This window comes from Crassaminicella thermophila (genome assembly GCF_008152325.1).
Taxonomy (GTDB): Bacteria; Bacillota; Clostridia; order Peptostreptococcales; family Thermotaleaceae; genus Crassaminicella_A; species Crassaminicella_A thermophila.
In genome coordinates this window covers 2,855,486-2,877,334 of sequence record NZ_CP042243.1, presented here as the reverse complement: position 1 = coordinate 2,877,334, position 21,849 = coordinate 2,855,486, and the positions used below count along the sequence as shown (strand labels likewise).

The following is a 21,849-nucleotide window of genomic DNA, read 5'->3' as shown; positions in this document are numbered from 1 at the left end:
AAATATTAAAAGTGAGGTGATCCTGGTTGCTGTATAAAATACAGCAACCAGAATAAATATGAATCAGTTTCCAGATACATTTAGAATTGAACTAGGAAAATATGTAGAAATTTTTGTAAAATATCTTACCACAAACTTTGGTGATTTTTTTGATGCTATAAAGGAAGGTATATTGTGGTTTTTATTAAAAATAGAAGCATTTTTACAGTGGTTGCCTTGGTGGTTTGTAATATTAGCAATATTTGTAGCAGGATGGAGGATAAAGAAGCTTTCATCAGGCATATGCTATGCAATTATGTTGTTTTTCGTTGGCGCATTTGGACTTTGGGAATTAATGATGTCAACCTTAGCTGTTGTCTTAACTTCTGTTTTCATATCCTTACTTGTAGGAATTCCAATCGGAATTTTAATGGCTTACAGCAAAAAAATTGAGACTATTATGAAGCCAATATTAGATGGTATGCAGACAATGCCAAGCTTTGTATACTTAATCCCAGCTATTATGCTATTTGGATTAGGAAAAGTGCCAGGAGTATTTGCTACAACCATCTATGCAGTTCCACCAGTAATTAGACTTACTAATCTTGCAATTCGCAGTGTGTCAAAAGAAATGGTTGAAGCGGCCCATTCTTTTGGTTCTTCTCCTTTACAGATTCTACTAAAGGTTGAGCTTCCTCAAGCACTGCCAACCATTATGACAGGGGTAAACCAAACAACAATGATGGCAATGGCAATGGTTGTTGTAGCTTCTATGATTGGTGCGAAAGGATTAGGAGGAGAAGTACTCATTGCTATAAACCGAATCGATATTGCAAAAGGAACAGAAGCAGGATTGGCAATTGTAGTTATAGCCATTATAATTGATAGAATTACTCAAGGGATTGCAGAGCGTTTCAAAATCCCACAATAAGGAAAATGAAGGTAGGCGTATAGAATGTCAGTAAAAATAAAGGTTGAAAATTTAACTAAGATATTTGGACGTAATCCCAAAGGGGTATTAAAAAAATTAAAAAAGGGCATGTCAAAAGAAGAGATTTTAGAAAAAACAGGTCATGCAGTAGGAGTAAATAATGTATCCTTTGAAGTAAATGAAGGAGAAATCTTTGTAATCATGGGATTATCAGGCAGTGGAAAATCTACTTTGATCCGTTGCTTGAACTTACTTAACAAACCTACAGCTGGAAAGATTTTATTTGAAGGAAAAGATATTGTAAAATTTAATAAAAAGGAATTACGAGCATTCAGGCAAGACAAAATCGCAATGGTATTTCAACACTTTGGATTATTTAGCCATCGAACAGTCATTGAAAATGTAGCTTATGGTCTTGAAGTAAAAGGAATGTCAAAAGAAGAAAGATTAAATATTGCAAATGAAACCCTTAAAACGGTTGGGTTAGACGGATGGGGAGATAAAATGCCCCACGAACTAAGTGGAGGTATGCGCCAAAGGGTAGGACTTGCTCGAGCCCTTGCAAATAATCCAGATATTCTTTTGATGGATGAGCCTTTTAGTGCACTAGATCCATTGATTCGTAGAGATATGCAGCTTGAGCTTTTAGATATTCAAGCAAAGTTGAATAAGACTATTATATTTATTACTCATGATGTAAATGAAGCATTTAAGCTAGGAGATCGTGTAGCAGTAATGAAGGATGGAAAAGTAGAGCAGATCGGTACACCAGAAGAGATATTATCAAATCCAGCAAATGAATACATCGAAAATTTTATTCAAGATATTGACCGTTCAAAGATTATGCAGGCAAAGCATGTTATGTTTATGCCATCTCCTTTATTATCCAACAAAGATGGACTAAAGGTTGCAGTAAAGCAGATGCAGACCCATGGGATTTCTAGCTTATTTGTAGTAAACAAAGAAAGAAAACTACAAGGAATAATCACAATAGATGATACAATAAAAGCAATACAAGAAAAGAAAACTCTCAATGATATCATACAGCAGGATTTCTTTAAGACGAATCCTGAGACTTATGTACAAGATTTAATCCCAATGGCAATAGAAGCAAAATATCCTATTGCTGTTGTAGATGAAACAGAGAAGCTTCAGGGGATTATTGTTCGTACATCTGTTCTTTCAGGGTTAGTTTCATAAGAGGATAAAAATTAGAGGTGTATTTTTAATATGCCTCTAATTTTTTATTTATATCAGGCATATAATTTTAAAAGATATGAAAAATAAAAAGAAGGTTCATTCCATAGATATGTAGGGAGAGGAGAGTATGATAAATAAGATATGGTTTTTTATGATTATTATTGGGATGCTTGTTGCCATAGCTACAAACAATATCCAGATTATAAATGATGTTGTTATAAAAAATACTCAAGAAGCAGTGGGGTTTGCTATAGGGCTTACAGGGATTATGGCTGTTTGGCTAGGTCTTATGAATGTAGCAGAAAAATCAGGGCTAATAAAAAGGATAGGAAAAATAATGAGTCCTTTTATAAGACTATTATTTCCTCAAATTCCAAAGAATCATCCAGCTATTAGTAGTATGGTAATGAATATGGTTGCAAATATGTTTGGGGCAGGAAATTCTGCAACAGCATTAGGCCTTAAGGCCATGGAGCAGCTACAAAGCATAAATCCAGTAAAGACAAGAGCAACAAATGCTATGTGTATGTTTTTGGTAATAAACATGTCATCTATTCAGCTAATTCCATTATCAGTTTTAAAAATTAGAGCAGATGCAGGGAGTGTGAACCCAACAGAGATTATTGGCACCTCATTAGTTGCAACCACAGTTTCAACAGTGGTAGGTATTATAGCTTGTAAAATACTAGAAAGGAAATATTAATATGGTAAAAATATTAAATTTCTTATCCATTATGATAATTCCTATTATGATTACTATAATTTTGGTATACGGGATGATTAAAAAAATAAATATATATGAAGCTTTTGTAGAAGGGGCAGGAGAAGGCTTTAAAACAGCTGTAAGGATCATGCCCTATTTGATTGCAATATTCTTAGCCATTGGAATATTCAAAGATTCAGGGGCGCTTAATCTATTTACCAAAATAATATCTCCTATAACTAACTTTTTCGGCATACCAAGAGAAGTACTCCCTTTAGCTATAATGAGACCTGTATCAGGAAGCGGTGCATTAGGGATTGTAAAGGATTTGATTCATACATACGGACCTGATTCATTTATAGGAAGAGTGGCATCTACCATGATGGGTTCAGCAGAGACTATATTTTATACCATGGCTATATACTTTGGTGCAGTAGGCATAAAAATGGGTAGACATACTTTACTTGCAGCATTGCTTTCTCATTTGGCAGCAGTCATTGCTTCTGTATTGATCTGCAAATTTATGTTTTGAAAAATGTGACAAATGTGACAAGGGACGGTTCTTTGTCACAATGTTAGAGACTAGATCTTAAGTTATACAAATATCTATGTTATAATGATACTGAGGTGATAAAGCTATTGAAAAGGAATTGTTATTAGCAATTAGAGAAATGCTTAAAGAAGAATTAGAGCCTATAAAAACTGAAATAACAGGTATAAAAACTGAAATAACAGGTATAAAAACTGAAATAACAGGTATGAAAGCTGAAATGGCAACCATGAAAAGTAAAATTGATGAAACATATGAAATTGTTAAAGCTTTATAGTATTCGGCTCAGGTGAATAAAGCAGAAAATGATAAGATGCAAAATGATATAGCACATATAAAAGGAGATATAGAAGTAATTAAGAAAGATATGTATAGAGTTGAAGAAGCTACAGCAAATAATTGGACAGATATTGCGAGACTAAAACAGGAAAAGTAGTATGATAGGGACGGTTCCTTATCATATTATTAATATGTGAGGATTGGATATGAATAAGAATAAGATTATCATTTTTTCATGGACGGCTGTGTTTTTGTGGCTTGTCCTTATATTTTATTTGTCATCTCAACCAGCAGTACAGTCAGATGGACTTAGTAAGAAGGTTACGAAAGTGATTATAGAAAATGTAGGGAAGGTCGTTCCTCTAGCTGGTGAAACTAGTACGACTACAGATTTGGTAGAACATTTTAATCATTTAGTACGAAAATATGCCCATTTTACTTTATATTTTGTACTAGGAATATTGGTGATGAATGGGTTTAGGCAAAGTGGAGTGATTGGATGGAGAGGATTTTTATTTTCACTTGTGTTTTGTATGCTTTATGCTGCAAGTGATGAAGTACATCAAGTTTTTGTACCTGGTAGGGGTGCTCAGATCACGGATGTATTTATTGATAGTTTTGGAGCTTTTGTAGGGATTTGGATATATGACAAGGGACGATTCTTTTTCATGCATTCTACAAGTTGAAGATTAATTTTGAAAGGGAAGATTTTTATGGATATTAGGTGGAAACAGAGATTTTCGAATTTCAAAAAAGCGGCTAAACAGTTGACAGAATTTATAGAAAAAGATAGTTTGAATAAGTTTGAAGTTCAAGGTTTGATACAATGTTTTGAATATACTTTCGAGTTAGCTTGGAAAACTATGAAAGATTATCTAGAACAAGAGGGTTTTGATGTAAAAAGTCCTAGAAAAACAATACAAACAGCTTTTCAGATACAGCTTATTAGTGATGGACATGCATGGATTGATGCTTTAGAGAAAAGAAATCTAATGGCACGTACTTATGATGAAGAAAGAGCAATGGAAGCAGAAGAGCTTATAAGAAAAAATATTATAAAATTATTCAGGAACTTTGCTTAAAGATGGGTGAATTACTATGAATTTCGGATTAAGAGCCTCTGATTTAGATTATATTGTTGATATTATAAAAAAATTTAATGAGATAGAAAGAGCTGTAATATTTGGATCAAGAGCAAAGGGGAATTACAAACCTGGTTCAGATGTTGATATAGCTATTTACGGAGAGAATATAACCTTTGATACATTATCGGCCCTTCATTCAATGTTAGAAGAAGAGGGGCCATTACCATATTTTTTTGATATAGTTGATTATACGCATTTGAGACATAAAGAGTTAAAGGAGCATATTGATAGAGTAGGAAAGGTTATTTTTGAAAAATAAAAGAAGGTGAGGCTACATATGTGACAAGAAACGGTTCCTTGTCACATATTTTTTTTATATACTTATAATTATGCTATAATTAAAATAGCAAATGCAAGAATTAAGCAAGTTAGTTGCTTAGTTTTAAGTTATACAAATGTCTATGCTAAAATATGACAAGAGATCGCTCGTTATTCGTATTAGCTATGGATATATGTAGAAAATAAATTTTATATTGTGAAGTTGGAGTTGTTAATATGGATGAAATACTAAAACAAATATTGAGTGAATTAAAAGAACTTAAAGAAGGGCAAAACAGAATAGAGAAGAAATTAGATTCTGTTTATAAACATACAGCTAAAATAACAGAAGATATAACAGAAATTAATATGAAAATAGAGAAAATGTCTGATGATATGGATTTTATTAAGCATAAAGAACAGCAAACAGAATAAGATTTATTTAAATTAAAGAAAAATTTACAATTAATAAAGTAGAAGCTATATGACAGGAAACCGTCCCCTGTCATATTGGAGGATGAGATTGTAGCAAATTATACAGCTCAGTTTGAAGCTTTAAGAGTGGAGTTTGAAGGGAAGCTTAATGGATTGATTAAAGAGGCAAAAAATGAATATATGGCTTTGTCAGAGGAAGAGAGAAAAAAGCAAAAGATCAGACTATAGCAGGAAATCAGCTGGTATTTAAAGAAAAAGAAGCACTTATACTGACTAGTGCATTTTTAGAAATTCCTTTGCTAGGAATTTTAGCTACTCTTATTATAAAGTGATAATTGGACAGGCTACAAAACAGTCTGTCTATTTTTGTGCATAAGATTACAGAAAATCTTGACAATAGGTGTATATTTTTATAAATTAGTATATATACTAAATTTATATCTAAAAAGTAATGATGGGAAGAGTAGGTATATGATAGCGTTACAGAGAGCCAGGGAAGATGAGAGCTGGTACGAAGGAATATACTGAAGATGGTCCCTAAACTGCATGGCTGAGAGAATTAGCTTTAGGTTATGCCGGAGTTGCGTCCGTTAATGCTGCAAGGTGATCCTAGTCACTTATAGAGGTCTTTGTTGTGAAACAAGGATAAATTAGGGTGGTAACGCGAGAACAACCTCGTCCCTTTAGATAGGGATGGGGTTTTTTTGATTTAAAGAGAGGTGATGTAATTGTCGCTTGGGAAACAAATGGGGCTTCTTTTAAGGTTTATTTATGGATATTTGATTGGATTTATATTTATTTCAATAATTTATATTGTTGTAGCCCTTACAGTTATTTTATTTGACCCAGAGGCTTTTTCAATTATTGTTATAAAGTACATAAAGACAGAAGCGTATAACAAGTTAGGCATCACCTTTGTAGGCCATTGTTTTATGGTTTTTTGCGGTATAGTAGAGTGGAAAAAATGCAAAAATGAAATTAAGCGAAAAAAGAGAAAGAGGAGGAAAAGAAGTTATGAGCAAAGGTAGTTTTTATATTACAACACCTATTTATTATCCAAGTTCTAATCTTCATATTGGACATACTTATACGACTGTAGCAGCTGATGCTATGGCAAGATTTAAAAGACTTACAGGATATGATGTTATGTTTTTAACAGGTACAGATGAGCATGGACAAAAGCTACAAAGAGTAGCTCAAGAGAAGGGAATGGAGCCAAAGGCTTATATTGATGGAATTGTTGAAGGAATCAAAAAGCTTTGGGAGACTATGGAGATTTCTTATGATCACTTTATAAGGACTACAGATGAGGATCATAAAAGAAGGGTACAGGAGATTTTTAAAAAGCTTTATGAAAAAGGTGATATTTACAAAGGAGAATATGAAGGATGGTATTGTACGCCTTGTGAAGCCTTTTGGACAGAAACACAAATAGTTGATGGAAAATGTCCTGACTGTGGTAGACCAGTAGAATTGACAAAAGAAGAAGCTTACTTTTTTAAGTTATCAAAATATCAAGATAGATTGTTACAGCTATTTGAAGAACATCCTGAATTCTTAGAGCCTGCATCTAGAAGAAATGAAATGATTAATAACTTCATAAAGCCTGGGCTTGAGGATTTATGTATTTCTAGAACAAGCTTTGACTGGGGGATTAAGGTTCCTCTTGATGAAAAGCATGTAATATATGTTTGGTTAGATGCATTATCAAACTATATTACAGCATTAGGATATCCAGAAGAGGTAGATGGAAAATATAAAAAGTATTGGCCTGCAGATATTCACCTTGTAGGAAAAGAGATTGTAAGATTCCATACTATTATTTGGCCAGCAATGTTAATGGCTCTTGATATTCCTCTTCCTAAGAAGGTATTTGGACATGGATGGATTCTTCTTGAGGGAGGAAAAATGTCAAAGTCAAAAGGAAATGTTGTAGATCCTGTTGTATTAGTAGAAAGATATGGTGTAGATGCACTTAAATATTTCTTGCTTAGAGAATATTCTTTTGGTCAAGATGGCGTATTTACAAATGAAGTATTATTAAACAGAATAAACTCAGATTTAGCTAATGATTTAGGAAACTTAGTAAGTAGAACGGTTGCGATGATTGATAAGTACAACGGAGGAATTATTCCAGCTGCTAAGGTTTTAGGAGAATTTGATGAAGATTTAAAAAATATTGCAACAAGTGTTTCTGCAAAGGTTGAGGAAAGAATGAATGCATTAGATTTTAGCAATGCATTAGAAGAAATCTGGAAGCTTGTAAGAAGAACTAATAAATATATTGATGAAACAACGCCATGGATTTTAGCAAAGGATGATGCTAATAAGGATAGATTAGATACTATACTTTATAATTTAGCAGATTCTATTAGAATCATATCTATATTGATTCTTCCATTTATGCATACGACTTCTAAAAAGATATGGGTGCAGTTAGGTATTGATCATGGTCAGGGAACTTCTTGGGAAGATACTTTTGAATTTGGTAAGCTTCCAAGTGGGGTTAAGGTAAACAAAACAGAAGCCCTATTCCCAAGAATAGATGTGGCAAAGGAATTAGAAAGCTTAGCAGCTTCTAATAAGAAAGAGGAACCGAAAAAGAAAGAAGTTGTACAAAAGCCTGAAATTACAATTGATGATTTTGATAAGGTTGATTTAAAGGTAGGTCAGATTGTAGAGTGTAAAAAGCATCCAAAGGCTGATAAGCTGTTGGTATCTCAAGTAAAGATTGGTGATGAGGTAAGACAAATTGTATCTGGTATTGCAAAATATTATAAGCCAGATGAATTAGTAGGAAGAAAGGTTATTGTTGTAACAAACCTAAAACCAATTAAGCTTAGAGGAGAAGAATCAAGAGGAATGATTTTAGCTGCAGCAGATGGAGAAAAATTAACTTTGGTTACAGCAGATATTGAAGATGGAGCAGTAGTAAGCTAAAGGGGGAAATGTTGTGTTGTTTGATTCTCATGCACATTTGGATGATAAAAGATTTGATAAGGATCGGAATCAAGTTTTAGAAAATGCAATAGAGAATGGAATATCTTATATTTTAAATCCAGGAGCAGATTTTGAGACTTCTGTAAAAGCTGTAGAGCTAGCTAATGAGTATGATATGGTTTATGCAGCAGTAGGTGTGCATCCTCATGATGCAAAGGATGTGGATGATATGACCTTAGCTCTTTTAAAGGGACTTGCTAAAAAGCCTAAGGTTGTAGCTATTGGAGAAATAGGACTAGATTTTCATTATGATCATTCTCCGAGGGATGTTCAAAGAGAAGTTTTTAGAAAGCAGATTGCTTTGGCAAAGGAAGTAAAGCTTCCAATTATTATTCATGATAGGGAAGCAAATGATGATGTTATGCGAATTTTAAAGGAAGAAAAAGCTTTTGATACAGGAGTAGTGCTTCATTGTTTTTCTGGAAGTGCAGAGCTTGCAAGACAATATATCAATTTGGGTGCATATATTTCTATTGCAGGACCTATTACTTTTAAAAATGCAAGAAAAACGGTAGAGGTTGTGGAAAAAATTCCTTTAGAGTATTTATTTATTGAAACAGATTCACCTTATTTAACTCCTGTTCCTTTTAGAGGAAAGAGAAATGAAATGGCTTATGTAAAGTATGTGGCAGAAAAGATTGCACAGATAAAGGGTATATCTTTTGAAGAAGTGGCTTATCAAACAACGGAAAATGCTAAGAGGTTTTTTGGGATAAAATAATGAATTTTAAAATAACGCTCATAAACAAAGCTTTAGATAAAACTAAGATTCATAATTTAGAAAAATCCTAACGCACCTAATCAAGACATCCTGTCTTGTAGGATGCTGGCTTAGCGTCCATGCTAAGCCTACGGATTTTTCTGAAATTCTTCATCAAGTTTTCTTTACTAAAGCTTTGTAATTATTCGCTTTTATTTTTAAATTCATAATATATATAAACAATTTTAAGAAGAAATATAAAAAGAACGTTCATTTATCTTTTTATATTTCTTTTTTTAATATCGATATTGTTTATCTTTAATTTTATTTTGTCTACAGTCTTGAGTGTAGGATAGTGTGTGTTGTCCTATACTTTTTTTTATAGTAAAAAAATGATAAAATGAAATATAAAAAGAACGTTTACTTTAGATAACTTTTGAAGTTTTTTGTAACGGAAAGGATGAAGCCTATGAATAATGAGGGAAAAATATTAAATCTCCTAGAAACTATGTATACAGACTTAACGGGAAAGATTGACAATATAGCTAATGATTTAAAAAATACAAAAGAAGAATTAAAAGAAGATATAAAAGAGATTAGACAAGAATTAAAGGATACAAGAGAAGAAGTAAAGGACCTTAAACAAGAATTAAAGGATACAAGAGAAGAAGTAAAGGATCTTAAACAGGAATTAAGGGACACAAGAAAAGAATTAAAAGAAGATATAAAAGGACTAGAGCTAAAAATAGAAAATGAAATTACGGATAAGATTAGAGGATTATATGATAATAGAGAAGTAATTCATGACAAGCTAGATAAAATGGATGAAAAAATAGAAAATCTTCAAGTAGATGTTAATAATCTTACTATGAAGGTATTGCATAATGATAATAGTATTATTGAGCTAAAAAGAAATCTTAGGGAAGTAAAGTGAAAGATAAAAGCTTCAATTTCTAAAAATAGAAATTGAAGCTTTTATTATGGGAATTATTTCCTGATACAAATAAAAAGTATGCATAAGTGGAAATGAGGAGCATATAATATAAAATTGTGAGGGGGATTAAAGGCCTTTTATAAATTTTTAAAAATTTCCCGGGAAATATGACGAAGGTTGTAAATGTATAGAATATTAAATCGTGGAAATAATATGGAAATAATAAGCAAAAATTTGACTCACGAAGATTTTTTGTGTAGAATACTATAGATTGTTCTAGACAAAAACAAAATATTCCATTTTAAGGATAATTTTGGTGGTGTCTGTAAGAATTTACAAGGACCACATTAATAAGCAGTGTTTCCTATGTTTAAAAAAGGAGGGTAAAAGACATGGAAACAGAGAGTAGGAACGTCAAATTTTTTACAAAAAGAAATTTGATGATTCTAGGGATTGTTTTGCTGATAGGAATTTTTTCTGTGAGCTATGGGATGAAAAAAGAGGTCATTATTAAAGATGGAGAAAAGAAAGTAAAGGTTTGTGTAAGATTAGGAGATGTAGCAGATGCAATTAAGAAAGGAAATATAACACTTAATGAACATGATAAGGTATCTATCCCATTAAAAAGCAAGGTAAAGGATGGCATGGTTATTGCCATTGAAAGAGCTCACCCAGTAAATATCCAGCTAGAAGGAAAATTAGAAGAAGTACTGACAGCTAATGAAAAGGTAAAAGACATATTAGATGAATATTCTATTATAGTTGATGATGATGATAAAGTGATGCCAGGATTAGATGAAAAGGTAGAAAAATATGAAACTATAACAGTTGTAAAAGTAGATGAAGAGATTGTTTCTAAGAAAGAAATTATTCCCTTTGAAAGTGTCATTCAATATAGTGACAAATTAGATAAAGGAAAGGTTAATCTGATTCAACAAGGAAAAAATGGAGAAAGAGAAGCAAAGTATAAGGTTGTGTATGAAGATGGAAAGGAAGTATCTAAAGAATTAATAGAAGAAAAAGTTATTGTGAGTCCTCAGAAGGAAATAGTTGAAAAAGGAACAGCTTTGTATGTTGCTACTTCTAGGGGAAATATAAGAGTAAAGAAAGCTATCAAGATGACGGCAACAGCTTATGATGCTACTTTTGCAAGTACTGGAAAACACCCAGGAGATCCTTATTATGGTATCACTAGAAGTGGTACAAAGGTAAGACCAGGGGTTGTAGCAGTAGATCCAAGAGTGATTCCTCTAGGAACTAAGCTGTATATAGAAGCTCTTGATGGGTCAAAGGATTATGGATTTGCTAGTGCAGAGGATACAGGTGGGGCTATAAAAGGAAATAGGATTGATTTGTATTTTGAGAGCCCGAATGATGTAGCAAAATATGGAAAAAGAAAGGTAATGGTTTATATTTTAGAATAATCAAGACAGGATTTTCCTGTCTTGATTTGTATCTACAAAATTTTTTATAAATATGGTATAATGATGTGAAAATGCAATATTATGTAAAGGGGGTAGATAATGAAGATTGCTGTAATTGACGGACAAGGCGGAGGTCTGGGCAAATCCATAATTGAGAAGGTTAGAGTAAATTTTGAGGGTGATATAGAAATCATCGCTTTGGGAACGAATTCCCTTGCAACCTCTAATATGATCAAAGGTGGTGCCCATGCTGGAGCAACAGGGGAGAATGCCATAAAGGTTATGAGCCAGAAAGTAGATGTAATCATTGGGCCTATAGCAATTATTGTGGCAAATGCAATGATGGGAGAAATTACCCCTTCTGTGGCAGAAGCCATTGCAAACAGTTGTGCTAGAAAAATATTACTACCTCTTAATAGGTGCAATGTACATATTGTAGGTACAATGGATTTTAAGCTTAGTGATATGATTATGTTTATTGTTGATGAACTTAATAAGGTTAAGGATTAAACCATGAAGGTTTCTATATTGATAGACTTCATGGTTATTTTTGTGAAAAATATTAAAAGGAGGAGAAAATATGAAAAAATATTTTTTAATGGTATTGATTTTTGCATTAATTATTACAATGATGACAGGCTGTGGTGCAAGCAAAAAGACAGCAGAAGAGGGACAGTTAATTTTTGTTGCAAATGGAGAAGATTTTGTAAGAGAAGGATTTGTATCAAAGGATGGATGGCATTTAACATTTGATCATGTTTATATTACTCTTGCAGATATAAAGGCTTATCAGACAAATCCACCTTACGATGCAGAAAGTGAAAAAGAAATAAAAGCAGATGTTATGGTTTCGTTAGATGGTATAAAAACTGTTGATTTGGCAGAGGGAGATACTCCTGTATTTGTAGGAAAGGTAGAAGCACCTGTAGGGCACTATAATGCACTGAGTTGGAAAATGGTAAAGGCAGCAGATGGAGAAAATAAGGATACTGTTTTAACATTAGTAGGTAAAGCCCAAAAGGATGGAAAAAATATAGATTTTCGTATAAAATTAGATAAAGAATATGAGTATCTTGCTGGAGAATATATTGGAGATGAAAGAAAAGGAATTGTAGATAAAGGGCAGGAAGCTGATTTGGAAATGACTTTCCATTTCGATCATATGTTTGGAGATTTTGATACACCCCTAGAGGATGGGCTAAATGTTTATGCATTAGGATTTGAACCTTTTTCAAACATTGCAAAGAATGGTAAATTAGATGTAGATATAAATGATCTTAAAGAAAAATTTTCTAAAGAAGATTTTGAAAAACTTATGAATATTTTACCAACTCTTGGACATGTAGGAGAAGGCCATGCACATGCGAAAGAGCTTTAAGAATAGGGGTGAATAGAATGAATAGAAAAGTTGTCTTATTGATTATAGGATTATTTTTATTGCACTTTACTGTGGTTTTTGCTCATGGAGCAAAAATCACATATGAGGCAAATATGCAATATGAAATTGTTGCAAAGTATGATGATGGAACGCCTATGTCTGATGCTCAGGTGATTATTTATGCACCTGATGATTTAAAACATCCTTGGAAAAAGGATTTTTGTGATAAGGAAGGAAAATATACTTTTGTTGCAGATTTACAGAAGAAGGGAACGTGGACTATACAGATTCGAAAAGCTGGACATGGTGGTTCTATTTATATTCCTATTGGAGAAGAAGTTGTTGAATCAGGGCAAATGGGATATACACCGATTCAGAAAGGTATAATGGCTGCTTGTGTTGTATGGGGATTTGTTGGAACAGGATTATATTTTTCAAGGAGGAAGAAATAATGCACATACCAGATGGGATGTTGCCAGTTTCTGTTTGTGCTGTAGGTTATGGCATAACAGGGATTACTACTGGATACTATATAAAAAAGATTCAAATGAAAGAAGATCCTAAAGAGGATATTCCAAAGGCTTCTTTGACAACAGCAGCATTTTTTGTAGCTTCTTTGATTCATATTCCTATACCTCCTACGAGTGTTCATTTGTTACTTACAGGTTTGTTAGGGATTTTGCTTGGGGAATATGCATTTTTAAGTGTTGTAGTTTCTCTGTTTTTTCAAGCAGTTATGTTTCAGCATGGAGGGCTTACAACATTAGGGGTTAATGCTGTGATTATAGGAATACCAGCTGTTGTGTCAAGCTTTATTTATAGGAATGGTAAGAAATATTTAAAGAATGATTTTTTAGCATTTATTACAGGAGTTATTGGTACTGGTTTTGCGGTATTGTTGTTTTTTTTGACTATTATTTATTCTATTCCTGCAGAGATTGATGCTGCTGCTGAAAAGATGGCTATTTATGCATCTGTTACAGCTCATATGCCACTTATGTTGATAGAAGGTGTTTTTACGGTTTTAGTAATTCGTTATATAAAGAAAGTAAAGCCTGAGCTTTTAAAGGAGAATGAATGAAGTTGTTTTTAGAAGAGGATTTTAGAGGTTCTACCTTACTGCATACATGGGATGTGCGGTTAAAAATAATAGGATTTATAGCCTTGATTTTTTCTTTTTCTTTTATAAAAAATATAAAGCTTGTTCCTTTAATGATTGTTTTATCAGCTATTTTGTGGATTATTTCGAAAGTTCCTTTTTATTTTTTAGTCAGAAGATGGAGAATACCGAGTCTGTTTATTTTGATTATGGACTTGATTTATTTATTTTTTTCAAAAGGGGATATCCTTTTTCATATAGGTTTTTTAAACATTACATATATGGGCTTTATTAATAGTGTTTTGCTGACTACAAGAGCCTTATGCATTTTGACTTTAGCGAACATACTATTTGCAACTACTTCTTATGTAGACATTGTAAAAGGAATGGGGGAATTAGGACTTCCTGTTATTTTGACAGATATGTTTTTGTTTACGTACCGTTATATATTCGAAGTAGGAAGTAATTTGGAGAAAATGCAAAGGGCAATGAGCTTAAGAGGCTTTAAGGGGAAAAGAATTAAGGACATTGGAAAGCTTAGTTCCTTGGTTGGGGCAGTTTTTGTAAGAAGCTATGGACAGGCAGATCGAATTTATAATGCTATGATACTTAGAGGATATGGAGAAAATCAGATGATTAAGAAGGTTTCTTTAGTGAGTAAGCAAGATAAGATACTTTTAGGTATTTTCGTATTTTTGGCTGTAGGGATGATTCTCTTGCAGGTTTATTTAGATGTTTTGGGAGGATAAGATGGTTGTAGAAATGAATCAAGTTACTTTTTCATATGACAAAAAAGATCCTGTCATTAAAGAGCTTTCACTAAAAATTTATGAAGGGGATAGATTGGGAATTGTTGGTCCAAATGGGGCAGGAAAAACAACCCTCTTTTTCCTCATGGCTGGAGTAGAGAAGCCTAACTATGGAAATGTGTATTTGTTTGGGGAAAAAGTTTTGCATAAAAGATTTTATCCACAGCTTGGAATGGTATTTCAAAATACAGATGATCAATTATTTCATCCATCTGTATGGGATGATATTGCATTTGGGCCAAGGAATATGGGATTGTCTGAGGATATGGTAAGAAATAGGGTAGAAGATGCATTAAAAATACTAGAGATTTCATATTTGAAAGATAGACTTATCCACCAACTGTCTGGAGGAGAAAAAAGATTGGTTTCTATTGCAGGTATTTTGGCTATGGGATCTGATTTTGTTATATATGATGAGCCTACTTCAAATTTAGATATGTACCATAGAAGAAAATTGATTGATTTTTTAAAGAAATCAAAGGAGAAGGCTTTAATAGTTGCATCTCATGATTTAGAGTTTGTATTAGAGGTATGCAATAGAGTTATTATATTTGATAAAGGGTGTATTGTAGCAGATGGAGCCCCAAAAGATATTTTGAGCAATAAGGTTTTAATGGAGAAGCATTCATTAGAAGTGCCTTATTCTTTAAGGTAAAGGTATTATAGGAAGGGGTTATATTGATTTGGAGAAAGATATTCGAAGTATTTTAGAATCTGTAAAAGAGGGCAATATTGATATAGATGTGGCTATGGATTATTTAAGAGATCTTCCATTTGAGGATATCGGCTATGCAAAGGTTGATCACCATAGGAGTTTAAGGAATGGGTATCCAGAGGTTATATATTGTGAAGGAAAATCTATTGAGCATATAAAAGGCATTGTTGAAAGTATGCTAAAAAAGGATAATAATATATTAGCTACAAGAGCAAGCAAGGAAGTATATGAAGGACTGAAAGATTTAACAGATGATATAATTTATTATGATTTGGCAAAAATAGTTTTTATAAAAAAGAAAGAAATCAAAAAATCAAAAAGTAAGATTCTTGTAGCAACAGGCGGTACTTCAGATATTCCTGTTGCAGAGGAAGCAGCAATTACTGCAGAAGTTTTAGGAAACAGTGTGGAAAGACTATATGATGTAGGGGTTGCAGGAATTCATAGATTATTATCCAATAAACATAGATTACTTGAGGCTAATGTAATTATTACTGTGGCAGGTATGGAAGGAGCTCTTGCAAGTGTGGTAGGTGGATTAGTTGATAAGCCTGTAATAGCAGTGCCTACTAGTGTTGGATATGGAGCAAATTTTAATGGATTGGCAGCACTCCTTGCCATGTTAAATAGTTGTGCAAGTGGAGTAGGTGTTGTAAATATTGATAATGGCTTTGGGGCAGGCTATTTGGCAAGTACTATAAATAGACAGATTGAGTTAGCTCTAAATAATTATTAATTATGAATGGGGGAGAACAGTGGAAAGAATATTATATTTTGATTGTTTATCAGGAATCAGTGGTGATATGACTATAGGGGCATTACTTGATTTAGGGGTAGATAAAGATGTATTTTTAAAAGAACTAGAAAAAATTAAAATAGATGGTTACTCTATTGAGATAAAGAAAGGTCAAAAAAATGGTATTACAGGGACCGACTTTTGTGTTTTGTTAGAACATGACCACTCTCATGAAGATGGACACCATCATCATGTGCATCGAAATCTTAATGATATTGAAAAAATAATCGAGAAAAGTGAATTGAATGAAAATGTTAAAAGCCTTAGCAAAAAAATATTTGGATATGTAGCTGAGGCAGAAGCAAAGATTCATGATAAAAGTATTGATGAAGTACATTTTCATGAAGTTGGTGCAGTGGATTCAATTGTAGATATTATTGGTACTGCTATATGCATTGATTTATTAAAAGTAGATGAGATTTATGCATCTTATATACATACAGGAACTGGATTTGTAAAATGTGCCCATGGAAAAATTCCTGTACCGGCTCCTGCTACAATGGAGATTTTAAAGGGGATTCCTATTTATGCTACAGGTATAAGGAGTGAGCTTGTTACGCCTACAGGAGCTGCAATTATAAAAGCATTAGCAAAGGATTTTATTCCTATTCCAGAAATGGTAGTAGAAAAGATAGGTTATGGTTTAGGAAAGAGAGATTTAGATATTGCTAATGTATTGCGTGTAATTATTGGTAAAAAAAAAGTAAAGAAACATTGATTATTCTAGAAAGTAACATAGATGATATGAATCCTGAATTCTATTCTTATATGATCCCTATGCTTTTTGAAAAAGGAGCATTAGATGTTTATCTGACTCATATTATAATGAAGAAAAATAGGCCTGGAGTTAAGATAAGCATATTGTGTTATGATGATATGGTGAAGGAATTTGAAGATATATTATTGAAAGAAACAACAACCTTAGGAGTACGAAAATATAAGGTTGAAAGAAGTATATTAGATAGAGAATTTATAAAAATAAAAACTTCATTTGGAAAGGCTACAGTAAAGGTTGCTTTAAAGGATGGGGAAGTACTTAAGTATTCTCCTGAGTATGATGAATGTGAAAGGATTGCAAAAGAATTTAAAGTACCTTTAAAGGATGTATATGAGGAGATACTTTTTTGTGCAAAAGAATATTTTGAAATAAAATAAGGCAGCTTTTAGCAGCCTTATTTTATTGTTGCATTCATGCTTCCCATTTTATATCCTTGAAGGTCTAAGCTTACATATTTAAAGCCAAAGCTTTTAAATTTTTCAGAAACTTGATCCATAAAGGAAATATCAAAGAATTTTACTCTTTCTTCTGGGTCTACTTCAATTCTAGCCATATTTTCATGATAGCGAACACGAAACTGCTTAAAACCTAAATCCATCAAATAATTTTCTGCTTGTTCTACTTTTTTAAGCTTTTCTTTTGTAATCATTTCACCATAAGGAAAACGGGTAGCTAAGCAGGCAAAAGCAGGTTTTTGCCATGTAGGAAGATTTAGCTGCTTAGAAAGAATGCGGATTTCTTCTTTTTTAAGCTTTGCTTCTTTTAAAGGACTTTTAATATCTAATTCTTCTAAAGCTTTAAGTCCTGGTCTGTAGTCTCCTAAGTCATCTAGGTTAGAGCCATCTAAAACATAATCTATACCGTTATTTTTTGCAATCTCTTTTATTTGTGTGAAAATTTCTTTTTTGCAAAGATAGCATCTATTGTTAGGATTTTGTTTAAAAGCATTAAGTTCTAAAACATCTTTTTCAAGTAAGATATGCTTTATCCCTATTTTTTTGGCTAATGCTTTTGCTTCTTCGATTTCTCGGTTTGAATGGATGGCTGCGTGTATTGTTATGGCAATGGCATTTTCATCTAATGTATCTTTGCATACTTTTGCTAAGAAAGTAGAGTCTACACCACCTGAAAAGGCGATAGCTACTTTTTTAAAGTTTTTTATTATGTTTTTAAGGTTTGTATATTTTTGTTGTAAATTCATTATTATCTCTCCATTATATGTTTACTTTAAAATGAAATATAAATTATTTTTCAGTTCATTTATATTTTAATTATAGAGGAAATAATAAGAAAAGGAAATAAGCTTCTTAAAATTCGGTTTTACAGATATGTAAGTATATTGTAAAATGTTTTAAGAATAGAAGAATACTTGGAGGAAGATTATGATTAAAGAAGTGATTGTAGTAGAAGGCAGAGATGATATGATTGCAGTAAAGCGTGCAGTAGATGCAGAGATTATTATTACGCATGGATTTGGTATAACAGAAGAGACCTTAAAAAGGATAGAGTTTGCCCAAAAAAGAAAAGGGGTGATTATCTTTACAGATCCTGACCATGCAGGAGAGAGGATTAGAAAAACTATATCAAAGAGGATAGAAGGATGTAAGCATGCTTTTTTGCCAAGGGAGCAAGCTATAAAAAATGGAGATATAGGAATAGAAAATGCATCGCCTGAGAATATTATACTTGCACTTAAGAAGGTTAGAACAGAAAGTAAAGAAAAGAGAAGTGAGTTTAAGCAGATAGATTTAATTAAGAATGATTTGGTGGGTTCAATGGAGGCGAGCAGTCGACGAGATGAATTAGGAAAGCTTTTAGGGATTGGATATGCCAATGCCAAACAGTTTTTAAATCGATTGAATAATTACGGCATTACTAGAGAAGAATTTGAGGAAGCTTTAAAAAAACTTTAATAGGAGTAGGATATTATGGATAGATTAGTTTCACCAAAGGTGACAAAGGAAATTGTCAATAAATATGGATTTAGGTTTTCAAAGAGTTTAGGACAAAACTTTTTAATTGATGAAAATATATTGTATAAAATTATTGATGGAGCAGAGGTAAATAAGGAGGATATGGTAATTGAAGTAGGTCCTGGTATTGGAACCCTTACTCAAGCATTAGCAGAGGAAGCAAATAAGGTTATTGCTATTGAAATTGATAAAAATTTACTCCCAATCCTTTCGGAAACTCTAGGGGATAAGGATAATGTAGAGATTGTAAATGAAGATGTTTTAAAACTTAATCTACATAAACTTATTGAAGAAAAATGTGAAGGGAAGCCTGTAAAGGTTATTGCAAATCTTCCATATTATGTAACAACCCCTATTATTATGAAGTTTCTTGAAGAAAAGGTGCCTGTAAAAAATATTGTGGTAATGATTCAAAAGGAAGTTGCAGACAGAATGCAGGCAAAGCCTAGGAGCAAGGATTATGGTTCATTATCTGTTGCAGTCCAGTATTATTGTGAACCACATATTATTACAAAGGTTCCAAGATCAGTGTTTATACCTCAGCCAAATGTAGAGTCAACCGTTATTCGATTGACTGTAAGAGATGAACCAAAGGTTAAGGTGAAGGATGAAAAGCTTTTATTTGCTGTTGTTAGAGCAGCTTTTGGAAAAAGAAGAAAAACCCTTTTAAATGCTCTTACTAACAGTGGCCTAGGTGTAGATAAGGAAATTATAAAAAAGGTTTTAGAAGAGAGTGGCATTGAAGGAAATCGAAGAGGGGAAACTCTTACTATAGAAGAGTTCGCAAAGCTTTCTGATATATTATATGATTATAAATAAGCCTTAAGAGGGCTTATTTTTTTTGTTAAAAGTGAACTTATTTTGTATATAGTACATATATTAATAGTAAGTGATTAAAAAAGGAGGGAGGGTGACGATGGACAGAAAGCGTTATCGAAGGTATTTTATAATACTTGAGGAAGAAGATCATGGTTTTGAGAACAAAGGTGGAAAAAGGCCAAAGGGATATACGAAGATCGAAACTAAAAATGGGAAGGGTGTACTTAGTCACTATATTCAAAATCTAAAGTATTTTGATAATGCAGAGTATGTATATAAAGGGTATTTGATAGGAACAAAGGACGGTAAGCAAATTTTTGCAGATAATGGAACGTTTGTTATTGATGAGAGCGGCAAAGGAGAACTATATTGGAGATTTAATCCTGAGAATGTTGATGGACAGGGAAATGCGATAAAAGAATTTAATGTTATTGCTATTGTAGCAGAGGTACAAAATGGTCAGAGGAAAGAGATTGTTGCACCTTTAGTAGGATTTATAGATAAGGAAAAGGTAAGGTGGAAGCATGTTTTGACCAACCATTATAAAGAAGAGAAAAAAGAAGAGAATAATTATGAAGCTGTAAAAATAGAAGAAGTAAAAGAAGAGCAGACACCAAAAGAAGAAGAAACTGTTAAAGAAGATATTCAAAAAGAAGAAACTATTGAAGAAGAGATAAAAAATGAGGAAAAAGAAGAGATTCGTATAGATCCAATAAAGGTTGAGAAAGAAGAAATTGAAGAAGAAAAAGTAGAGGTGAAAGAGGAAGTTAAGGAGGAAATTGAGAAAGATAAGGATGAAAAAAGAAATGAAGATTATGGCATAGATTATGATCAGATGAGGTCTTATGACTGTAAAAATCCATATGAACACTACCATCAGTATTTTAAAATGGTATGTGGATATGTAGAGAATGTCTTAAAATATTATAAAGAAGTAAAGCCATTTGAAAAGAATCTTGGAAACTGCAAGTGGTGGAAGATTGATTGTAGTCAGCAAACATTATATAGAAATTTCTTGCCTTTTTATGGATATATTCATCAGATGTATTGTTATTCGCCCTATATAAACAATATGATAGGATGTCCTCATTTAATATATAAGTATAAGCATTATATTTTTGGAATTATGTATGATAAAAATCGTGAGCCTATATATTATATCTATGGGATTCCTGGTAGATTCATATTAAGTGAGCAGCCTTATGAAGGGATGACAGGATTTGTTTACTGGCATCCTATAGAGGATAAGAAACCAGAAAAAGGAGATTATGGATATTGGATACTCCATATAGATGCTAAAACTGGTAATATAGCTGTACCATATAAACCAACTATTCCTCCTCGTTAAATAATAACAGGCACACCAAATGGTGTGCCTGTTATTATTTATTCTACTTCATAAGGCCAATTGTCAAAGCCTCCATGAAGTATAAAAATTTTGGGAAACCCTTTGTTAGCCATTAGATCTGCAGCTTTTGCACTTTTTTTATCGCTGCTGCCATAAATAATGTAAATACCCTCTCTGTTATAATAGCTTAATTTTTTCTTTAGCTCCTTATAAGATAGCTGTGTGGCACTTGGCAAATGCCCCTGTAGATATTCTTCTTCATCCCTTAAGTCAAAAACCGTGACATCAGGATTTTTTTCTATAAGTACTTTTGCTTGTTCAGGAGAGATTTCTTTATAGGCATATTTCATTGTTTCTGAAAAAGTTTCATCTGAACCTGAAAAAATAAGTACAAGTATTCCAATGATTAAGATTGCTAAAATAGCTAAACCGATATACAGGCTACGTCTTTTTAAAACGAAAATTTTTAGCATTTATATCACCTCACGACTTGGCATTGTACTAATAATATATTTGTATTGAGGTTGTTTTATTACTGAAATTTTATTTTAAAATCATAGAATAGAGGAACAAATTTATAAGTAGTACATATGATA

General features: G+C 32.5%; 27 protein-coding genes, 1 pseudogene and 1 other annotated feature. Of the genes and pseudogenes, 26 read left to right on the top strand and 2 right to left on the bottom strand.

Going from position 1 to position 21,849, the window contains the following annotated elements; translation table 11 throughout:
* Positions 1-58: 58 nt before the first annotated feature.
* The 23 genes and pseudogenes from FQB35_RS14515 (at position 59) to larC (ending at position 17,490) form a co-directional block, all read left to right on the top strand.
* Entirely contained in the window at positions 59-910 is an 852-nt protein-coding gene (locus tag FQB35_RS14515) for an ABC transporter permease (RefSeq protein ID WP_148810558.1), read from the top strand.
* A gap of 24 nt (positions 911-934) precedes the next feature.
* Positions 935-2,110, top strand: a complete 1,176-nt coding sequence (locus FQB35_RS14510) for a quaternary amine ABC transporter ATP-binding protein (protein WP_148810557.1) — start codon at positions 935-937, stop codon at positions 2,108-2,110.
* Between the two features lie 127 nt (positions 2,111-2,237).
* Positions 2,238-2,813, top strand: coding sequence for a nucleoside recognition domain-containing protein (locus FQB35_RS14505; RefSeq protein WP_148810556.1), 576 nt, complete (start codon positions 2,238-2,240; stop codon positions 2,811-2,813).
* Position 2,814: 1 nt separating this feature from the next.
* Positions 2,815-3,345, top strand: a complete 531-nt coding sequence (locus FQB35_RS14500; RefSeq protein ID WP_148810555.1) for a spore maturation protein — start codon at positions 2,815-2,817, stop codon at positions 3,343-3,345.
* Between the two features lie 118 nt (positions 3,346-3,463).
* Positions 3,464-3,640: a hypothetical protein gene (locus FQB35_RS16345; RefSeq protein WP_231701816.1), complete on the top strand. Its 177-nt coding sequence runs from the start codon at positions 3,464-3,466 to the stop codon at positions 3,638-3,640.
* Between the two features lie 12 nt (positions 3,641-3,652).
* On the top strand, positions 3,653-3,799 hold the full coding sequence (locus FQB35_RS16340; RefSeq protein ID WP_231701815.1) for a hypothetical protein: 147 nt from the start codon (positions 3,653-3,655) through the stop codon (positions 3,797-3,799).
* A 49-nt stretch (positions 3,800-3,848) separates the two neighbouring features.
* Positions 3,849-4,328 carry a VanZ family protein gene (locus tag FQB35_RS14490; protein WP_148810554.1) on the top strand — a complete coding sequence of 160 codons (480 nt, stop codon included), beginning with the start codon at positions 3,849-3,851 and terminating at the stop codon, positions 4,326-4,328.
* A gap of 27 nt (positions 4,329-4,355) precedes the next feature.
* Positions 4,356-4,724, top strand: coding sequence for a nucleotidyltransferase substrate binding protein (locus tag FQB35_RS14485; RefSeq protein WP_148810553.1), 369 nt, complete (start codon positions 4,356-4,358; stop codon positions 4,722-4,724).
* A 16-nt stretch (positions 4,725-4,740) separates the two neighbouring features.
* Entirely contained in the window at positions 4,741-5,046 is a 306-nt protein-coding gene (locus FQB35_RS14480; RefSeq protein WP_148810552.1) for a nucleotidyltransferase family protein, read from the top strand.
* 236 nt (positions 5,047-5,282) lie between these two features.
* Positions 5,283-5,480, top strand: a complete 198-nt coding sequence (locus tag FQB35_RS14475; RefSeq protein WP_148810551.1) for a hypothetical protein — start codon at positions 5,283-5,285, stop codon at positions 5,478-5,480.
* A gap of 442 nt (positions 5,481-5,922) precedes the next feature.
* Positions 5,923-6,166: a binding site (T-box leader), on the top strand.
* A 42-nt stretch (positions 6,167-6,208) separates the two neighbouring features.
* On the top strand, positions 6,209-6,508 hold the full coding sequence (locus FQB35_RS14470; RefSeq protein WP_148810550.1) for a hypothetical protein: 300 nt from the start codon (positions 6,209-6,211) through the stop codon (positions 6,506-6,508).
* On the top strand, positions 6,495-8,420 hold the full coding sequence (gene metG / locus FQB35_RS14465; RefSeq protein WP_148810549.1) for a methionine--tRNA ligase: 1,926 nt from the start codon (positions 6,495-6,497) through the stop codon (positions 8,418-8,420). The genes FQB35_RS14470 and metG overlap by 14 nt, the downstream gene beginning before the upstream one ends.
* Before the next feature lie 13 nt (positions 8,421-8,433).
* Entirely contained in the window at positions 8,434-9,201 is a 768-nt protein-coding gene (locus tag FQB35_RS14460) for a TatD family hydrolase (RefSeq protein ID WP_148810548.1), read from the top strand.
* A 448-nt stretch (positions 9,202-9,649) separates the two neighbouring features.
* Positions 9,650-10,114 (top strand): coiled-coil domain-containing protein, encoded by a 465-nt coding sequence (locus FQB35_RS14455; protein ID WP_148810547.1) that lies wholly within the window; start codon positions 9,650-9,652, stop codon positions 10,112-10,114.
* 392 nt (positions 10,115-10,506) lie between these two features.
* Complete coding sequence (locus FQB35_RS14450; RefSeq protein WP_148810546.1) at positions 10,507-11,538, top strand: 3D domain-containing protein; 1,032 nt, start codon at positions 10,507-10,509, stop codon at positions 11,536-11,538.
* A gap of 99 nt (positions 11,539-11,637) precedes the next feature.
* The gene (locus tag FQB35_RS14445; protein ID WP_148810545.1) at positions 11,638-12,048 is read left to right on the top strand and encodes a DUF3842 family protein; all 411 of its coding nucleotides are present in this window, start codon (positions 11,638-11,640) and stop codon (positions 12,046-12,048) included.
* A 70-nt stretch (positions 12,049-12,118) separates the two neighbouring features.
* Positions 12,119-12,916: a DUF4382 domain-containing protein gene (locus FQB35_RS14440; RefSeq protein WP_148810544.1), complete on the top strand. Its 798-nt coding sequence runs from the start codon at positions 12,119-12,121 to the stop codon at positions 12,914-12,916.
* A 17-nt stretch (positions 12,917-12,933) separates the two neighbouring features.
* Positions 12,934-13,368: a carboxypeptidase regulatory-like domain-containing protein gene (locus FQB35_RS14435; protein ID WP_148810543.1), complete on the top strand. Its 435-nt coding sequence runs from the start codon at positions 12,934-12,936 to the stop codon at positions 13,366-13,368.
* Positions 13,368-13,997: a cobalt transporter CbiM gene (gene cbiM / locus FQB35_RS14430; RefSeq protein ID WP_148810542.1), complete on the top strand. Its 630-nt coding sequence runs from the start codon at positions 13,368-13,370 to the stop codon at positions 13,995-13,997. Before FQB35_RS14435 ends, cbiM begins: the two co-directional genes overlap by 1 nt.
* Entirely contained in the window at positions 13,994-14,764 is a 771-nt protein-coding gene (cbiQ, locus tag FQB35_RS14425; protein ID WP_148810541.1) for a cobalt ECF transporter T component CbiQ, read from the top strand. Before cbiM ends, cbiQ begins: the two co-directional genes overlap by 4 nt.
* Before the next feature lies 1 nt (position 14,765).
* Positions 14,766-15,479, top strand: a complete 714-nt coding sequence (locus FQB35_RS14420) for an energy-coupling factor ABC transporter ATP-binding protein (protein WP_231701814.1) — start codon at positions 14,766-14,768, stop codon at positions 15,477-15,479.
* A gap of 22 nt (positions 15,480-15,501) precedes the next feature.
* The gene (gene larB, locus FQB35_RS14415) at positions 15,502-16,275 is read left to right on the top strand and encodes a nickel pincer cofactor biosynthesis protein LarB (RefSeq protein ID WP_231701913.1); all 774 of its coding nucleotides are present in this window, start codon (positions 15,502-15,504) and stop codon (positions 16,273-16,275) included.
* Between the two features lie 67 nt (positions 16,276-16,342).
* A pseudogene (larC, locus tag FQB35_RS14410) lies at positions 16,343-17,490 on the top strand (nickel pincer cofactor biosynthesis protein LarC).
* A 17-nt stretch (positions 17,491-17,507) separates the two neighbouring features.
* On the opposite strand, the gene larE reads toward larC, so the two are convergent.
* The gene (larE, locus tag FQB35_RS14405; RefSeq protein WP_148810539.1) at positions 17,508-18,314 is read right to left on the bottom strand and encodes an ATP-dependent sacrificial sulfur transferase LarE; all 807 of its coding nucleotides are present in this window, start codon (positions 18,312-18,314) and stop codon (positions 17,508-17,510) included.
* Positions 18,315-18,495: 181 nt separating this feature from the next.
* Here larE and rnmV point away from each other — a divergent pair, with 181 nt between their 5' ends.
* The 3 genes from rnmV to FQB35_RS15970 all read left to right on the top strand — a co-directional run bounded on the left by rnmV (position 18,496) and on the right by FQB35_RS15970 (position 21,253).
* Positions 18,496-19,026: a ribonuclease M5 gene (gene rnmV / locus FQB35_RS14400; RefSeq protein ID WP_148810538.1), complete on the top strand. Its 531-nt coding sequence runs from the start codon at positions 18,496-18,498 to the stop codon at positions 19,024-19,026.
* 15 nt (positions 19,027-19,041) lie between these two features.
* A complete protein-coding gene (gene rsmA / locus FQB35_RS14395) occupies positions 19,042-19,905 on the top strand; it encodes a 16S rRNA (adenine(1518)-N(6)/adenine(1519)-N(6))-dimethyltransferase RsmA (RefSeq protein ID WP_148810537.1) in 864 nt (287 codons plus the stop codon).
* A 97-nt stretch (positions 19,906-20,002) separates the two neighbouring features.
* Positions 20,003-21,253, top strand: a complete 1,251-nt coding sequence (locus tag FQB35_RS15970; RefSeq protein WP_168198369.1) for a DUF7922 domain-containing protein — start codon at positions 20,003-20,005, stop codon at positions 21,251-21,253.
* A gap of 38 nt (positions 21,254-21,291) precedes the next feature.
* Here the strand turns inward: FQB35_RS15970 and FQB35_RS14385 are convergent, their stop codons facing one another.
* The gene (locus FQB35_RS14385) at positions 21,292-21,726 is read right to left on the bottom strand and encodes a rhodanese-like domain-containing protein (protein WP_148810536.1); all 435 of its coding nucleotides are present in this window, start codon (positions 21,724-21,726) and stop codon (positions 21,292-21,294) included.
* Positions 21,727-21,849 lie beyond the last annotated feature (123 nt).

Excerpts from the sequence above, each read along its gene's own strand:
- FQB35_RS14515 (WP_148810558.1), top strand. The coding sequence starts at position 59 with ATGAATCAGTTTCCAGATACATTTAGAATTGAACTAGGAAAATATGTA.
- FQB35_RS14510 (WP_148810557.1), top strand. The coding sequence starts at position 935 with ATGTCAGTAAAAATAAAGGTTGAAAATTTAACTAAGATATTTGGACGT.
- FQB35_RS14505 (WP_148810556.1), top strand. The coding sequence starts at position 2,238 with ATGATAAATAAGATATGGTTTTTTATGATTATTATTGGGATGCTTGTT.
- FQB35_RS14500 (WP_148810555.1), top strand. The coding sequence starts at position 2,815 with ATGGTAAAAATATTAAATTTCTTATCCATTATGATAATTCCTATTATG.
- FQB35_RS14490 (WP_148810554.1), top strand. The coding sequence starts at position 3,849 with ATGAATAAGAATAAGATTATCATTTTTTCATGGACGGCTGTGTTTTTG.
- FQB35_RS14485 (WP_148810553.1), top strand. The coding sequence starts at position 4,356 with ATGGATATTAGGTGGAAACAGAGATTTTCGAATTTCAAAAAAGCGGCT.
- FQB35_RS14480 (WP_148810552.1), top strand. The coding sequence starts at position 4,741 with ATGAATTTCGGATTAAGAGCCTCTGATTTAGATTATATTGTTGATATT.
- FQB35_RS14475 (WP_148810551.1), top strand. The coding sequence starts at position 5,283 with ATGGATGAAATACTAAAACAAATATTGAGTGAATTAAAAGAACTTAAA.
- metG (WP_148810549.1), top strand. The coding sequence starts at position 6,495 with ATGAGCAAAGGTAGTTTTTATATTACAACACCTATTTATTATCCAAGT.
- FQB35_RS14455 (WP_148810547.1), top strand. The coding sequence starts at position 9,650 with ATGAATAATGAGGGAAAAATATTAAATCTCCTAGAAACTATGTATACA.
- FQB35_RS14450 (WP_148810546.1), top strand. The coding sequence starts at position 10,507 with ATGGAAACAGAGAGTAGGAACGTCAAATTTTTTACAAAAAGAAATTTG.
- FQB35_RS14445 (WP_148810545.1), top strand. The coding sequence starts at position 11,638 with ATGAAGATTGCTGTAATTGACGGACAAGGCGGAGGTCTGGGCAAATCC.
- FQB35_RS14440 (WP_148810544.1), top strand. The coding sequence starts at position 12,119 with ATGAAAAAATATTTTTTAATGGTATTGATTTTTGCATTAATTATTACA.
- FQB35_RS14435 (WP_148810543.1), top strand. The coding sequence starts at position 12,934 with ATGAATAGAAAAGTTGTCTTATTGATTATAGGATTATTTTTATTGCAC.
- cbiM (WP_148810542.1), top strand. The coding sequence starts at position 13,368 with ATGCACATACCAGATGGGATGTTGCCAGTTTCTGTTTGTGCTGTAGGT.
- cbiQ (WP_148810541.1), top strand. The coding sequence starts at position 13,994 with ATGAAGTTGTTTTTAGAAGAGGATTTTAGAGGTTCTACCTTACTGCAT.
- FQB35_RS14420 (WP_231701814.1), top strand. The coding sequence starts at position 14,766 with ATGGTTGTAGAAATGAATCAAGTTACTTTTTCATATGACAAAAAAGAT.
- larE (WP_148810539.1), bottom strand. The coding sequence starts at position 18,314 with ATGAATTTACAACAAAAATATACAAACCTTAAAAACATAATAAAAAAC.
- rnmV (WP_148810538.1), top strand. The coding sequence starts at position 18,496 with ATGATTAAAGAAGTGATTGTAGTAGAAGGCAGAGATGATATGATTGCA.
- rsmA (WP_148810537.1), top strand. The coding sequence starts at position 19,042 with ATGGATAGATTAGTTTCACCAAAGGTGACAAAGGAAATTGTCAATAAA.
- FQB35_RS15970 (WP_168198369.1), top strand. The coding sequence starts at position 20,003 with ATGGACAGAAAGCGTTATCGAAGGTATTTTATAATACTTGAGGAAGAA.
- FQB35_RS14385 (WP_148810536.1), bottom strand. The coding sequence starts at position 21,726 with ATGCTAAAAATTTTCGTTTTAAAAAGACGTAGCCTGTATATCGGTTTA.